13 protein-coding genes are annotated in these 15716 nt (G+C 42.3%); 5 read left to right on the top strand and 8 right to left on the bottom strand.

What is annotated here, in order from left to right:
- Window positions 1–38: 38 nt before the first annotated feature.
- The 7 genes from ACP26M_RS25515 to ACP26M_RS25485 form a co-directional block, all read right to left on the bottom strand.
- The gene (locus ACP26M_RS25515; protein WP_426584414.1) at window positions 39–1307 is read right to left on the bottom strand and encodes a quinol:cytochrome C oxidoreductase; all 1269 of its coding nucleotides are present in this window, start codon (window positions 1305–1307) and stop codon (window positions 39–41) included.
- 13 nt (window positions 1308–1320) lie between these two features.
- Complete coding sequence (locus ACP26M_RS25510) at window positions 1321–1905, bottom strand: c-type cytochrome (protein ID WP_426584412.1); 585 nt, start codon at window positions 1903–1905, stop codon at window positions 1321–1323.
- A complete protein-coding gene (locus ACP26M_RS25505) occupies window positions 1889–2425 on the bottom strand; it encodes a DUF3341 domain-containing protein (protein ID WP_321555517.1) in 537 nt (178 codons plus the stop codon). Before ACP26M_RS25505 ends, ACP26M_RS25510 begins: the two co-directional genes overlap by 17 nt.
- Window positions 2426–2430: 5 nt before the next feature.
- Entirely contained in the window at window positions 2431–3903 is a 1473-nt protein-coding gene (nrfD, locus tag ACP26M_RS25500; protein WP_426584410.1) for an NrfD/PsrC family molybdoenzyme membrane anchor subunit, read from the bottom strand.
- A gap of 26 nt (window positions 3904–3929) precedes the next feature.
- Complete coding sequence (locus tag ACP26M_RS25495; protein WP_426584408.1) at window positions 3930–6992, bottom strand: TAT-variant-translocated molybdopterin oxidoreductase; 3063 nt, start codon at window positions 6990–6992, stop codon at window positions 3930–3932.
- A gap of 36 nt (window positions 6993–7028) precedes the next feature.
- The gene (locus tag ACP26M_RS25490; RefSeq protein ID WP_426584406.1) at window positions 7029–8309 is read right to left on the bottom strand and encodes a cytochrome c3 family protein; all 1281 of its coding nucleotides are present in this window, start codon (window positions 8307–8309) and stop codon (window positions 7029–7031) included.
- A gap of 252 nt (window positions 8310–8561) precedes the next feature.
- Complete coding sequence (locus ACP26M_RS25485; RefSeq protein WP_090530168.1) at window positions 8562–9542, bottom strand: deoxyhypusine synthase family protein; 981 nt, start codon at window positions 9540–9542, stop codon at window positions 8562–8564.
- Window positions 9543–9747: 205 nt separating this feature from the next.
- On the opposite strand from ACP26M_RS25485, the gene ACP26M_RS25480 reads away from it, so the two are divergent.
- Complete coding sequence (locus ACP26M_RS25480; protein WP_426584403.1) at window positions 9748–10875, top strand: polymerase; 1128 nt, start codon at window positions 9748–9750, stop codon at window positions 10873–10875.
- Window positions 10876–10976: 101 nt separating this feature from the next.
- Here ACP26M_RS25480 and ACP26M_RS25475 read toward each other — a convergent pair whose 3' ends face one another.
- The gene (locus tag ACP26M_RS25475; RefSeq protein ID WP_426584401.1) at window positions 10977–11579 is read right to left on the bottom strand and encodes a hypothetical protein; all 603 of its coding nucleotides are present in this window, start codon (window positions 11577–11579) and stop codon (window positions 10977–10979) included.
- A gap of 44 nt (window positions 11580–11623) precedes the next feature.
- Between ACP26M_RS25475 and ACP26M_RS25470 the strand changes: the two genes are divergently transcribed.
- From ACP26M_RS25470 to ACP26M_RS25455, 4 genes are all read left to right on the top strand, one after another.
- Entirely contained in the window at window positions 11624–12496 is an 873-nt protein-coding gene (locus ACP26M_RS25470) for a transglutaminase family protein (protein ID WP_426584399.1), read from the top strand.
- A gap of 193 nt (window positions 12497–12689) precedes the next feature.
- Window positions 12690–14225 carry a histidine kinase gene (locus tag ACP26M_RS25465; protein ID WP_426584397.1) on the top strand — a complete coding sequence of 512 codons (1536 nt, stop codon included), beginning with the start codon at window positions 12690–12692 and terminating at the stop codon, window positions 14223–14225.
- A 3-nt stretch (window positions 14226–14228) separates the two neighbouring features.
- Window positions 14229–14906: a LytR/AlgR family response regulator transcription factor gene (locus ACP26M_RS25460; RefSeq protein ID WP_426584395.1), complete on the top strand. Its 678-nt coding sequence runs from the start codon at window positions 14229–14231 to the stop codon at window positions 14904–14906.
- A 47-nt stretch (window positions 14907–14953) separates the two neighbouring features.
- Window positions 14954–15262, top strand: a complete 309-nt coding sequence (locus ACP26M_RS25455) for a nuclear transport factor 2 family protein (RefSeq protein ID WP_426584393.1) — start codon at window positions 14954–14956, stop codon at window positions 15260–15262.
- Window positions 15263–15716: the final 454 nt, after the last annotated feature.

The raw sequence follows: 15716 nt of genomic DNA, 5'->3' as shown, positions 1-15716 counted from the left end.
GTTTGGTATTCTGTATTTTGGTGCAAATGTAATAATTATTATATGTGATGATGAAGGCTTTCCTGCAAGAAAGGGTGTTTTTTAGGAACCAACGATTTGAACTTGGTTAAAGCAGTCATCGCGGTGAAGGTAAATAAACCTCCGAAACCTAAGAATACACCTATCTCGATCGGGCCAATCTCTGTTAACCATGATGAAGTTGGCCCAACTGTGCCGGGCATGATCATCATAAAGTAATCTAACCAGTGACCAACAATCAGGATAACACACATAATCTCAACTGTGCGGTAAACACGTTTAGAATCGCGAGACATGAATACCAATAATGGAGCAAGGAAATTAACAACAATGTTAATCCAGAACCACGGTTTAAATTCAGGTTCCCAACGTTTAAAGAAGTAAACCGTTTCTTCAGGTATGTTAGCGTAGTAGATCAACAAGAACTGAGCAAACCAAACGTAAGTCCAGAAAATCGAGAACCCGAAAATGAACTTGGTTAGGCTATGCATATGGTCTTCAGTTACCCATTCAAAATAACCAATACGTTTTAAACGGATCAGTGTAAGGGTGATAACCGATAATCCGGCTACCCACATAGCAGCAAAGTTATACCAGCCAAACATGGTCGAAAACCACTCAGCTTCTAATGACATGATGGTATCAAAAGCATATATCGGCGTGGTGAACCCAAAGATCACCAGGAACAGGCATGACATATTGAAGCTTTTCTTATAGTAGAACATACCACCAACTTCGTCTTCTGCTTCTGAATATTTGGCCAGTAACCGACCAAATATGCAATATGACCCAAGGAAACAAATCAACCGGATTATGAAACCAACCTTGTTCATATATCCCGCTTTACCTGCTATAACAGCATTGTAGTTTTCACTATGAGGGTCAGTAACACCAACAGCTGCCCAAATTTTATATAAATAAGGGGCAACCACCTGCTTACCTTCTTCGCTGGTAATTGTATGGGTTAATGAAAACCCGGCTATCACCACCACAATTAGCGTAATTGCAGCAATTGGCAAAACTTTACCAAAAGCCTGGGGGATCCTGATCATCGATGCAGACCAACCAGCTTGCGCTGCATATTGTACGGCACAAAAGAAAATACCGCACATACAAACCGCAGCAAAGTAATAGGTCATCAGCAACAGGTTGGCAAATGTACGCTCAGTATAGCCAAGCGCAAAGCCACCAAGTATGGCAACCAAACCAATCACGATGCATATCAAGCTCCATGTTTTGGCTTTGCCGACAAATTCGTATTGCCCGTCAAAATTATTATGAGTCTTCATTAATATCTTTTTCTTATAAGGTTTGTAAATGGTGAACATACATGATCACTTTCCAGCGTTCTTCGGGAGCAAGCTGAGAAGCGTATGAACCCATAGCATTTACACCGTAAGTAATGGTATGATAAATTTTACCGTCTGTAAGGTCTTTCATGTTACCACCGCGTGATGACTGGCCTTTTGAATATGATGGAGGAGCCGGATAACCGTGCTGTACCACCAAGCCATCACCCTGACCATCAACACCGTGGCAAGGAGAGCAAAAATGCTCAAACAAAATCTTACCTTCAGCATAGTTAGCCTGGGTTTGAGCCAAGACAGATTTAACCTCAACACTGGCTAATTCATAACCCTCTTTGGTATTTGGATAATCAAATTTGGTAAAGCCAACCGGGATAGTTCCGGCAGGTGGCAGCTGAGCTGTTTTACCATCTTTAAAGTTGTTATTTTTCTGATCCGGATCGTATGCCAAATGCTCGTACATATTAGGTGCATACTCCCAGCCGGTACTTCTCTTATCCTTGCACGACGTAAAAACTATCGAAGCAGCGATAATAGTAACAATTGTTCCTAATATTTTAATTTTATTCATAGCTAACATATTTTCTGTCGTTATGCTTAACTTCTGTAGCGCCCGCCTCTTTTAGTAAATTAGTTATATCGTCGTGAGGAATGTTCCCTTTAGCATTAATTGCAATTACAAATTTATCATCAGTCGCACGCAAGTCCATTACCCTCGGCGCGCGGCCCGGGAACAGGTGACTTGCAAAGAAGAAGGTAAATGTCATACCGAATGAGGTCCACAATACAGTCCACTCAAATGTAACCGGGATAAAATCGGGGATAGCAAAAAAGTTTTTACCACCGATGTTGATAGGCCAGTCATGAACCAGCATATAATAAACCATGCTGAACATAATGGTGCCGCCCAAACAACCGAACATAAATGCTGCATAACCTAAACGCGAATCCTTAATGTTCAATTTAGCCTCGATACCGTGGATAGGCATAGGCGTATAAACGTCATAAATAGGTACGCTGTTTTTTTGCAGCTTATCAATCCCATGCATCATATCATCGGGATCATCAAAAACGCCTAATATATATTTAGTGCTACTCATTAGTATTATGCTTTTAAGTATTCAGACTGTTCAACACTATCAAATTTCTCCAGCGAAGCGATGTAAAATTCCGCTTCGGCCGGTACAACATGGCCTTCGTCCATGAGTTTCTTCTTAGCCTGCTCGCTTGAGCTCTTCAACAGTAATTTAACCTCGGCCATAGCCACTGAAGGTAATACCCTGATGAACAACAGGAACATGGTAAAGAATACACCTATTGAACCGATGAACACACTTACGTCAACCCAGGTTGGATAGAACATAGCCCAGCTTGATGGTATAAAGTCGCGGTGCAGCGAGGTAACGATAATTACGAAACGCTCAAACCACATACCGATGTTAACCACGATTGACAGTACCCATGACAACGGAATGTTGGTACGGATCTTCTTGAACCAGAACAACTGCGGGGTAATTACGTTACAGGTCATCATGCTCCAGTAAGCCCACCAGTACGGACCGGCGATACGGTTTGCGAAAGCATATTGCTCATACTCATTTTGTGAGTAGAAAGCGATGAACAACTCTGTTAAGTAAGCCACACCTACTATCGAACCGGTTAACATGATGATCTTGTTCATCGATTCGATGTGGAACATGGTAATGTAGTTTTCCAGGCCTAAAACCTTACGTGCAATAAGCAATAGGGTTTGTACCATGGCGAAACCTGAGAAGATCGCACCCGCAACGAAGTATGGAGGGAAGATGGTGGTGTGCCATCCTGGTTCCAGTGAAGTTGCAAAGTCCATTGATACGATGGTGTGTACCGAAAGTACCAGTGGGGTTGAAACACCTGCCAGGATCAATGATACTGTTTCAAAACGCTGCCAGGTTTTAACTGAACCTGTCCAGCCGAATGATAGTACCGAATAGATACGGCGGCGGATACCTTGTGCACGGTCACGGATGGTAGCGATATCAGGCAACAGCCCTGTATACCAGAACACCAGTGAAACCGAGAAGTAAGTTGAGATCGCAAATACGTCCCAAATAAGCGGTGAGTTCCAGTTTACCCATAATGAACCGTATTGGTTTGGCAATGGCAATGAATAAACAGCCATCCATGGGCGACCCATGTGAGCAGCGATATAAGTAGCCGCGCAAATTACCGCGAAGATGGTCATCGCCTCGGCCGAGCGGTTGATTGAGTTACGCCAGTTTTGACGGAACAGTAACAATACCGCCGAGATAAGCGTACCAGCGTGACCGATACCCACCCACCATACGAAACCGGTAATGTCCCACGCCCATCCTACTGTTTTGTTCAGGCCCCATTCGCCCAAACCAAACCAAAAAGTCCAGCTGATTGCGAAAACCCAAAGCGAGGCGCCAAGCGAGGCTACACTAAAACCGATCCACCAGGCTTTACCCGGCATATTTTCTACAGGGCGTAATACATCATCCGTAATTTTCTTATACGTGATGTCCTTACCCGTAATTAACGGTTCCCTTATTATTGATTCACTATGAGATGCCATATATCTTAATCTCTGTATATAAAAATTTATGCCTGAGCTTCAGTTTCTATTATATTTCTAACTTTTGTCTGGTAACCAATACCTGGCTGTACGTTAAGTTCTTCAAGTACGTAGTAAGTTCTTTCACTTGCAAGTGCTTTTGAAACTTCAGAGTTAGGGTCATTCCTGTTACCGAACACGATAGCGTTGGCAGAACATGTTTGCTGACAAGCCATTTTGATTTCGCCGTCTTTAAGCGGGCGTTTTTCAATTTTAGCTTTCAGTTTACCAGCCTGGATACGTTGGATACACATTGAACATTTTTCCATAACACCACGGAAACGTGTTACCACATCCGGGTTAAGTACTAATTGTGTATGTTCGCCTTGCAGGTAGTTGTCAAAACGCGCGTCGTTCCAGTAGTTGAACCAGTTAAAGCGGCGTACTTTGAACGGACAGTTATTAGCGCAGTAACGTGTACCTACGCAACGATTGTAAGCCATGTGATTTAAACCTTCAGACGAGTGAACGGTAGCTAATACCGGGCACACAGTTTCGCAAGGTGCGTGGTCACAATGCTGACAAAGCATTGGCTGGTGAACAACCGATACATTGTCAAAGTTCTCAAGCTTATCAATTTCCTTTTCTTTGGTAACTGCTTCTTCGCTGTTGCCATGGTCATTGTAGCTATAGTAGCGGTCGATACGGATCCAGTGCATTTCACGACGACGTGAAACTTCGTCTTTACCTACAACCGGAATGTTATTTTCTGCAGAACATGCAACCACACAGGCACCGCAACCGGTACAAGCGTTAAGGTCGATAGCCATTACCCAGTCATAAACAGGGCGATCGTGGTTATCCCAAAGCGATTCGGCGTTGTAATCTTTACGGCCATGCTCATTACCGCTACCTGCTGCAGGGTTCTTTTTGTATTCAACAAAAGTAGCCTCGCGAATCACGCTCCTGCCCTCGTATGAGTGGTGGGTTTGTGTTTGTGCAAGCGGTGATTTGTAACCGGCTGATTTAAATGAAGCTACAGCAACAGTTTGGAAAGTACCATTACTTAAGCTAAAGAATGGGAAGGCATTTTTACCAACGTTGTTACCAACTGGGCCAGCATTTGTACGGCCATAGCCGACAGCAACAGATAAAGTTCCTTGAGTTTGACCAGGCTGGGCTAATACCGGTAACTCAACTGAATAACCGTTAGCTTCGATCTTAATTACATCCCCCTCTTCCAGTTTCAATTTCTTCATATCAGAAATCGACATGGCAGCAAAGTTATCCCAGGTAACTTTTGAAACCGGGTCAGGAAGCTCCTGTAACCATGGGTTGTTAGCACGTTTACCATCACCTATAGCCTGGCTAACGTAAAGCTGCAATTCAAATTTGTCACCATCAGCGGCAACAGCTTTGCTCTGGGTTAATATTTTTTGAGTTACACCGGCAAGATCAAGGCTAAAGCTATAAGCAGAAGTTGCTACAGGAGCAACAATCACCATACCTGTTTGTAACAGGGTTTCCCATCCTTTTTGACCGGATAAGCCACCTTTTGCCAACAAACCTGAATCCCAGGTTTTGCGTACGTAAGTGTAGTAATCTTTTATTGGGTTATCCATCCAAACCAGTAAGCTGTGCTCGGCCTGGCGGGTATTGTAAACGGGGTTTATCGTTGGCTGAATCACAGTGTAGTAACCTTCAACAGCGTTAGCATCACCCCATGTTTCCAGGTAATGGTGATTTGGAGCATTAACTGTAGCTAATAAAGCTGTTTCATCAGCATGATCAGCAAATGATACCGTTAAACGAACATTTTTCAACGCTGCTTTAAACTCATCATTTTTGTAGTAATCATAAGCAGGGTTAGCATTCAAAAATAATACTGCACCAATATCACCACGTTTTACTTCGCTTACAAATTCAACAAATGCAGCATCGTTACCGGCGTATTGTTTTGATGGGTTATCCAAATCGATAGTAGTACCGTAGCTACCTAATAAGGAGTTGATAGCATTCACCAATACTTGCGTAGCAACATCGTTTGAACCCGAAACAACTAATGCTTTGCCTTTGGCAGCAACTAATTCTTTAGCAGCTAACTGGATAGCGGTGTCAACTTTTTTGCTGCCGGTTGCTTTTGAACCAGGTAAAGTGGTGCCAGAGATTGCGTTGTAAAGGTTTATTAATGCAACGCCAATTTCTGATGGCTTGGTAGTGATACGGGCATCGGCGTTAGTACCGGTCATGCTCATACCAGTTTCAAACTGAATGTGGCGCGACATTTTTTTGTTTGCCAGCGATTTGCTGTTACGGTTTGAAACATACTGGCGGGTAAATTCTTCGCCAGAGATCCATGTACCTAAGAAATCAGCACCAAAGCTTACAATGACATCGGCTTTATCAAAATTGTAGTGAGGCAATACTGCTTTACCAAAACTGTTTTGATTAGCCTGAATGATGCCGGTGTAGGAAACCGCATCATAATTAATATGTTTAGTAGTAGGGTATTTAGCGATGAACTCAGCAATAACTGCTAAGGTTGAAGGGCTGTGTACAGTTGAAGTAACCAAACGGATACCTTTACCTGCTGCAGCAACAGCCGCAAGCTCTTTCATTACATAAGCATCAACCTCGGCCCAACCGGCTTCGGTACCTTTTAGCTTAGGGTCTTTTAAACGGTTAACATCATACAGGTCAAGTACCGAAGCCTGGGCCTGCGCACTTAAACCGCCTTTTGAAAACACGTCGTTAGGGTTACCTTCTACCTTGATAGGACGGCCTTCGCGGGTTTTAACCAAAATAGCCTGACCTTCATAGCTTGAAGAGTAATAGTTAGCCACACCCGGGGTAACCTCTTCAGGTTTAATCAGGTACGGAATTGATTTATGCACCGGCACTTTCTGACAAGCTGCCAATGTAACCGCACCAACACCAAAGCCAAGCGCTTTTAAAAAGTCGCGGCGTGGAGTTTTAGCTGATAAACCAGATCCGCTAAGCACTTCCTCGATAGGAATTGGCTCTGCAAATTCGTTCTTATTTTTCTCAACAAATTCTGGTGTTCTGTTTAGTTCTTCTAAACCTTTCCAGTATTTTTTATTGCTGTCCATTTAAGCTGTATAAACTGTAATGCTAAATTCTTTTTATTAATAGTGACATTTACCGCACTCGATACCACCTAACACGGCGGCTGTAACTTTCTCACCTTTCTTGATCTTATCGTGTGCAGCCAGGATGCTGTCATAGTAAGCATTGCCTTTACCGTTAACTTCGGTACGTTTGTGGCATTGGATACACCATTTCATGGTAAGCGGAGAGTATTGGTAAACCTCTTTCATCGTTTGCACCGGACCATGGCACTGCTGACATTTAATACCACCAACTTTTACGTGTTGTGAGTGGTTAAAGTAAGCCAGGTCGGGCAGGTTGTGGATACGTACCCATTGAATTGGTTTGGCCGCGGTGCTGTCATACTTCTGTGTTTTTGGATCGTAACCCAGAGCGTCATAAATCTTGTGAATTTCTTCTGATTCGGTTTTAACAACCTTGTGGCAGTTCATACACACGTTTAATGAAGGGATAGAAGCATTTTTTGACTTGTATGCACCTGAGTGACAGTACTGGCAATCAATTTTCATGATACCGGCGTGTAATTCGTGTGAGTATTTAATAGGTTGCACCGGCTGGTAACCCTGGTGAACGTTGGTGTTCCATAAAGTAACCCAACCCCAGCTGCACATTGCAACAGTACCGGCAACCAATATAAAGAATACCAGTTTTTTGTTTTTAAGGATCTTAGTGATAAATTCCTTTTTAGCATCAACCGCTACGGCACCTTCCGGAGTAATAACCTCGTCCTCAATAATAAGATCTTTGTTTTTAAGCAAAATGCGCTCTAAAGAACCTACTACCCTGTTTAGTACCAGGATAACGATGAAAGCGATAATAATGATACCGATCAAACCGTAAACAACCATATCGCTCGGGCCGCTTTCAACTTTCGCACCCGGAGCAGCAGCACCGGCGGCCGGCGCAACTTTCATATCTTTCCATGTAGTACGTACATAGGTTATGATATTGCCTACATCAGCATCGCTAAGATCAGCGAATACGGTCATGCCCGACTGGTTATACTCATTATAAATTTTGAGTGCCTTAGGGTTTTTAGCAGCAATCAGCGCCTGGTTATTCTGAATCCACTGGATAAGATATTTATCGTCGGTTTCTTGAGTAAGCTGCGGGCCTAATGCCGGACCAATTAAACGGGTGTCGATTTTGTGACAGGTAGTACATTTTGATTTGAAAATGGCCTCGCCTTTAGCAGCGTCAGTTTGCGCGTACGCAGTTGATAAACTCCAAAAAGCAAACCCGGCAATCAGTAAAACCGACTTTGAGAATTGTTTAAGAATCAATGAGAAACTTCTCATACAGTGTATTTATGCTAAATAATTTTTATATTAATGATTGAAACTGTTGTAAGATGTATGTTTCATCGGATAATTACAGGCACAAAAGTATAATTTTATACACTATCGGTGACACATAAATGACACCAACCTATAATTTATAATCGTTCTAAATAGACAAAAAACTGCGTTTAAACGCTGCTAAATGCATATTAATGTCATTTGACATTTTTAGGGAATAATTATTATCCAACTTTAATTATAAAATTTTATCTATTGTTTTAATAACCAGGCAAAAATAAGTGGTGCAACAATCGTAGCATCGCTCTCTACAATAAACTTAGGTGTGTGGATGTCAAGCTTGCCCCAGGTTATTTTTTCGTTCGGAACTGCGCCCGAGTACGAACCATACGAAGTAGTTGAATCTGAGATCTGGCAGAAATAGCTCCAGAATGGTACATCATGCATTTCCATATCCTGGTAAAGCATCGGCACAACACATATCGGGAAGTCGCCGGCTATACCACCACCTATCTGGAAAAAGCCGATGCCTTTGCCAGATGAATTTTTAGTATACCAGTCGGCCAGCCATGCCATGTATTCGATACCGCTTTTCATGGTTGAAGCTTTAAGCTCACCTTTAATTACGTATGAAGCAAAGATGTTGCCCATGGTTGAGTCTTCCCAGCCTGGTACTACGATAGGCAGGTTCTTTTCGGCAGCAGCCAGCATCCATGAGTTTTTAGGATCAATTTCATAGTATTGCTCCAGCTCGCCGCTCAACAATATTTTGTACATATATTCATGTGGAAAATAGCGCTCGCCACTGTCATCAGCATCTTTCCAAATTTTATGAATGTGTTTTTGCAAACGGCGGAAAGCTTCTTCTTCAGGAATACAGGTATCGGTAACACGGTTATAGTGATTTTCGAGCAGGTCCCACTCCTCCTGGGGGCTCAGGTCGCGGTAGTTAGGCACTCTTTTATAGTGTGAGTGCGCCACAAGGTTCATGATATCCTCTTCAAGGTTAGCACCTGTACATGATATAATAGCAATTTTATCCTGGCGGATCATTTCGGCCAGTGAAATACCCAGCTCAGCTGTACTCATGGCACCAGCTAAAGTTACCATCATTTTACCGCCTTCTTCAAGGTGTGTTTCATAGCCTTTAGCTGCATCCATTAATGCCGCGGCGTTAAAGTGCAGATAATTTCTTTCAATAAACTGCGAAATAGGTCCTCTTGTAGTGCTCATAATATTTCAATAAAATTTCAGCCGCAAAAGTAGACATTTTAGTTAAATTGAATTTTAAATGAACCTTTATCTTTTTATAACCATTTAGTATCTTAATCATCATTACTTATCCCCTACCCCCTCCATTATTGTCATCATAATTTTAAAATACGCCCCTACAAAACCTTATCTAACAAAATGGGTTATATTAGCCACCTAAATATCTATGAAAAAACTTGCCATATTAATACTTTTCTGTGCTTTTTCAACCAATGCCTTTTCACAAATATCCCGGGTTATAAAGCGTATGTATTTTGATAAAGACACCACACGCAAAAGTAGCTTTGTTATATTACCTGTATTAAGTTCGGCTCCGGAAACAGGGCTTGAAGTTGGCGGCGCGGGCCTCCTCTCTTTTTATACCGATACTTCAAAACTCAATACAAGGGTATCCAATGTTTTTGGCTATGCCTCCATTACTACTAAAGGCCAGAGCCGCTTAAGCCTTACTACCAGCTACTGGACACCCGGAAACAACTATCACCTTACAGCCGGCGTCAGTTACATCAATTTCCCTTTCAACTTTTATGGCATCGGCAACAATACATTAAAGGCCAATTCCGACAGGATTGGTCAAAAACGGTTCAAGGTTAATTTTACCGCCGAAAAAAAGATCTCCAATAACCTGTACGCCGGCATAACAGGCGGTGCCTGGGATTACAAATTCAGAGATGATGATAAGACAGGTATATTTTATACCGATCCTCGCGTTGAAGACCATGGCGGCGGTCCAAGTGCCTATATAGGCCCAACCATCACATTCGATAACAGGAACAATAATACATACACCACCAAAGGGCTCATCGTAAACGCCTATTTCCAGGCTATACACGGCATGTTTGGCAATAATGACTATAAAGGCGGATTCTTTAATATCGAATACTCGCAGTTTTTTTTGCTGGCACCTAAATGGGTACTCGGCCTCGATGTGCAGGAACAAAGCCTTACCGGCAGCACTTCGCCATTTTATTTACTACCCGGCCTGGGAAGCGACGAACTGATGCGCGGTTATTACAATGGCCGTTTCCGCGACCGAAATATGTTAGCCGGGCAGGCCGAACTGCGTTACCGCCTTAGCGACCGCATAGGCTTTGCGGGTTTCGCAGGTGCCGGCGAAGTTTTTAAAAGCAGCTTTGCAACTTCCGAACTTAAACCAAACTATGGCGGTGGCCTCCGCTACTTTTTTGATGTGGAAAAAGGACTTGCCGTACGTATTGATTATGGTGTTGGCCAGAAGATCCCTAACGAAAAAAGATTAACAGGCTTTTATATAGGATTGGGGCAGTCGTTTTGATTTTTGGGTTCATGGTTGATGGTTCATAGATCGTGGTAAATAATTGATGACATAAAAAACCCATGCTTTGGTCATGATCCATGAACCACCAACATAAGCCATCAATACCTCACCCTAAAATCCTCCTTGCTCATCCCCGGTTTAAAAAACACCAGACCTAAATAAAACAGATCGACAGTTACCCTTACCCGTTCATCAGCCTTTACCTGCTCCCACGCTTGCTTTGTATTTTGTGTACGGTGGGTGCCTAAAAATATCAGCACAGTATCGTCATGAATATTAGTTATTAGGTTTTCCAGATATCCCGTTGGATTGTGCCTGGCAGCATCTATCAAAATGATGTCAGCCTGTCGGGATTCAGTGAGATCTTTTATACTGGAGATTTGCCCCCTCGGGCACGCTTTAGCCAATACATATTTTATGTTGCCATCTTTATTATCGGCAAAAAGAATAATGGCCGGCTTAAAATAAACACAAAATCGATAAAGTAAAAGGTAAAATTTTAACGGCAGTGTATTTATCACGTTCCTGTCAGAATGTTGTTTGCTGCAGGTTTCTTTAATTTCGCGGTACACTTTTTGGTCGCGATAATCGTAAATAACCGTATCAATCAGCTTGTAAACAAATGGAGAGTGTATGCCGTGCCTGTTGTTGGCCATAAAACGGTGCCGCAGGTAATCAAGCCTATACCTTATATTGTACATCGCTGTAAAAATAGAAAAGGTTTAGTATTTTAGCATTACAGCGTATGATAAATCCAACCGAAGTAAATTCATTGATCCGCCTGCTGGATGATCCGGACAGCGAGATCTTTGAGCACGTGTATAACAAATTGTTTTCATATGGAGCAGAGGCTATTACTTATCTCGAGTCGGCCTTTGAACAGGCTTTTGACCCAATTCAACAGGAACGTATAGCCAACCTGGTACATGAAATTCAGTTCAACAATCTTAAAACCGATCTGAAACTTTGGAATCAAAGCGGCGCGTTCGATTTGCTGCAAGGCATCCTGATTATTAATCGTTATCAATACCCCGACCTTGATGAACAAAAGGTAATTAACCAAATAGAGGCCATTAAACGCGATATCTGGATCCAGATGATGAACGAGGCCAGCCCGAAAGAGCAGGTTAAGTTGATCAACCATGTGTTTTACAACATCTACGGTTTCAGCGGTAATACCGCCAATCACCTCGATCCGCAAAACAGCTATCTGAGCCAGGTGCTGGAAACTAAAAAAGGCAACCAGATCTCATTGGCGATCATCTACTCTATCATCGCACAAAAACTGGATATCCCTGTTTACGGTGTAAACCTTCCCCAGCATTTTATCCTCGCCTATCTTGACGAGAGCATGCAAAGCGAGTTTGAAAGCGGGATCCTGTTTTATATCAACGCCTTTAATAAAGGCTTCCTGTTTGGCAGGCGCGATGTAGATATGTTCCTGAAACAACTTAACCTCAAATTTGACAAACAGTTTTACGAGCCATGCTCTAATACAGATATTATTAAGCGTGTGCTTCGCAACCTCATCAGTGCCTATGAAAATCTTGGCTCGGCCGAAAAGGTAAGGGAGCTGAATGAGCTGCTCCAAATCATGGACGATGCCCCCGGGGAGTGATTTTAGTGGCAGTTGCAGCAACAGTAGTTTAGACCAAGCTCATCTTAAAAAACAACTGCTACTAAAAACTGCCACTGCAACTAAAAAACAACTGCTCTAAAATCCTAACCTATCACACGAGGAACCGGTTTCATCCCATTTATTTATTCAGTAGTATTGTGAATTATACCTTGCGGGCATAATTCAAAACACGATGAACGATCTCCTGAAAAAAAACCTTAACCTTGGCAAAATTGAATTTTGGGCCGCAACCACTATTTATGTTTTTGGCCTGCTCCTTCTGTTAGCCAAAGTGTCTAACAGTGTCGATAATGAAATATGGACCCCATACCGGTACATGTTCAACAATTACCACCTACACTACTCCTACTCTAAATATTTCTTTTTCCCGCAGGTGTTTAGGTACACTGGTTATTACGGCGCCTACCTGCTCTGGAATTTTATTATAGTACCGGCCTTAGCACAAAAAAGGCGGGTAGCATGGCATATCATTTTGGGTTTGGCCTTGCTTGTTGCCCTTTGGGGCCTATTCGGCATTACCGATACCTGGCTTAAGGGATATCTATTTTACCATAAATCGGCCGATTATGTGTATAACATCGTTTTTAAAACAAATGTATTATACGCTTTGTGGGTAATAATGATGCTTACTTTTTATAGCATGATCAAATTTGCTACCCGGTTTTTATTGAGTAACGTTGATAAAATAAACGCCAAATACCAGGTAATTACCCGTGGCTGTGTTATAGCCCTGGTTATTTGTATGATCACAACATTCTTGCTGGCGCTTTCCGAAGCCCAGTATGAATTGATAGTTACGTTTGTGATTATAGCGCTGACAGGCATTGGGAATGTTAGTTTTTCGTTCTATAGCCTTATACCAGCAACATTTGCCAAAAATAGGGGTTTCTTTAACTACCTGTTTAAGGTTACAGGCATAATGCTGGTGATCAGTGTGCCGATAGGATTTTTAACAGCAGTTATTTTTAACAAGGTAAATATAGAACCTGTGTTTATCATAGGTGCCTTTAACTGTGGCATCCAGATATTATTGGTTGCTCCTATAAGCTGGATGATTTATAAGCGCAATCTTGCCGGAAAACAGGAGATTGTACATCTCAAAACGGCCCTCGGCCGCTCCACTGCCGATCTGGATTTCCTTCGCTCACAAATCAATCCGCATTTCCTGTTTAACGCATTAAACACACTTTACGGAACAGCTTTACAGGAAGATGCCGAACGTACCGCCGAAGGTGTGCAACGACTGGGCGATATGATGCGTTTTATGCTACAAGAAAACATGCAGGAAAAAATACTGCTGGTACGCGAGATCGATTATCTTAATAACTATATCGCCCTGCAAAAATTGCGCACTCAAACCTCGCCGGACATCAGCATCGTGCTGCAAATTGAAGAGCATGTTAATGCCCTGCAGATAGCCCCAATGTTGCTGATCCCTTTTATTGAGAACGCATTTAAACACGGCATCAGCCTGCGCGAACCTTCACATATCAATATCAGCCTGCAAACCAAGGAAAATACACTTTACTTTGATGTGCATAACAGCATCCATCCCAAAGTAGTTAACGATACCGAAAAATATAACAATGGTATAGGGCTGGAGAATGTTAAACAACGGCTGGCACTTTTATATCCTGACAAACACGAATTGGTGATCCGCGAAAGTGCCAAAGATTTTTTTATACATTTAACTATACAACTGCAATAAGCTTTGATTACAGCAATAGCCATTGATGACGAACCTATAGCGCTTGATGTGATCCGCTCACACGCTGCAAAGGTGCCTTTTGTTGACCTCAAGGCTGAATTTACCGATGCCTTTAAAGCAATGGACTATCTGCGGCGCGAACCTGTGGATTTGTTGTTCCTGGATATTAAGATGCCCGATATTTCGGGCATCGATCTGTTGACATGTCTCAATAAAAAACCGCTGGTAATATTTACCACCGCCTACACCGAACACGCTGTTACCAGCTTTGAGCTGGACGCGGTAGATTATTTATTGAAACCTTTCGCCCTTACCCGATTCATAAAAGCCTGCAACAAAGCCTATGAACTTTACAGTTTTAGGAACACTGTCGACGTTAAGGATTACATTTTTCTGAAAACCGGGTACGAACAGGTACGTGTTAATTTTGATGACATTTATCATTTAGAGGCTACCGGTAATTACGTAAATTTTATCTTGAAAGATAGCAAGGTGCTCACCCGCATGACCATAACCGAAGTTGAAGCCCTGCTCCCTGCCGAGAAATTTATCAGGATCCACCGGTCATTTATTGCCGCGGTAAATAAAATTGATAAGATAGAACGCCATCAAGTAACAGTAAATGGATTTTTGCTACCTGTAGGGGGTGCTTATGTGCCGAATTTGGGAATGATTAAATAATCCCTTACAGATCGTTTATACGTTGGCATAATCATTATCTTTAGCGTATGCAGCAACGTGAACTTATCATCAGCAATTATGTAAAGGCCTATAACAACTTTGATGTTGAAAACATGCTTAAAAACCTCGCACCATCCGTTAAATTTCAAAACATATCAAACGGTGATGTGGATATGGAGCTTGATGGTATAGAAGCGTTCAGGAGTCAGGTAGAACAGGCAACTAAGCTTTTTGAACGCCGCGAACAAGTTATCCGGTCTTTTAAACACACCGGCAACAAAACCGAAATAGCTATTGACTATAACGCAATTTTAGCCGCCGACCTGCCAAATGGATTAAAAAAGGTGATGAGTTAAATCTGAAAGGGCATTCAATTTTCACTTTTGACGGAGATAAAATTGTTGGGATAATGGATATTAGTTGATTTCGGGAATAAGTTTAAAAACGCGTGTCCCTGGATTTGGATTTTGAAGGGGCTATTACTTTTCCATCACGTCATTGTTGAGGTACGAAGCAATCCCTAATAAGCAGAGTAGCTATGCATATTCGCCCTGTAAAGTCGGGGATTGCTTCGTACCTCAACAATGACATGATTGTAAGTTATTGATTATTAGGTATATTTTTTTTGATGGATTTTATAACATGGGCGTTGCCTGCGGCCCGGGCTTTCCGTTGCAAGTCCTCGCCTTTCCCGCCCGCAAACCCTTTACGCGCTCCGGGCTTTACACTGCAATCCCTAACGCGGCCCACCCGAACACCGTTAAAATATATTTTACATGTCATTACATTTTTTTTCAGGGTTCCCCTGAT

Source organism: Mucilaginibacter sp. R-33 (assembly GCF_049949235.1).
Classification (GTDB): Bacteria; Bacteroidota; Bacteroidia; order Sphingobacteriales; family Sphingobacteriaceae; genus Mucilaginibacter.
The sequence above is the reverse complement of the archived record's forward strand: the minus strand, read 5'-3'. Positions and strand labels throughout refer to the sequence as shown.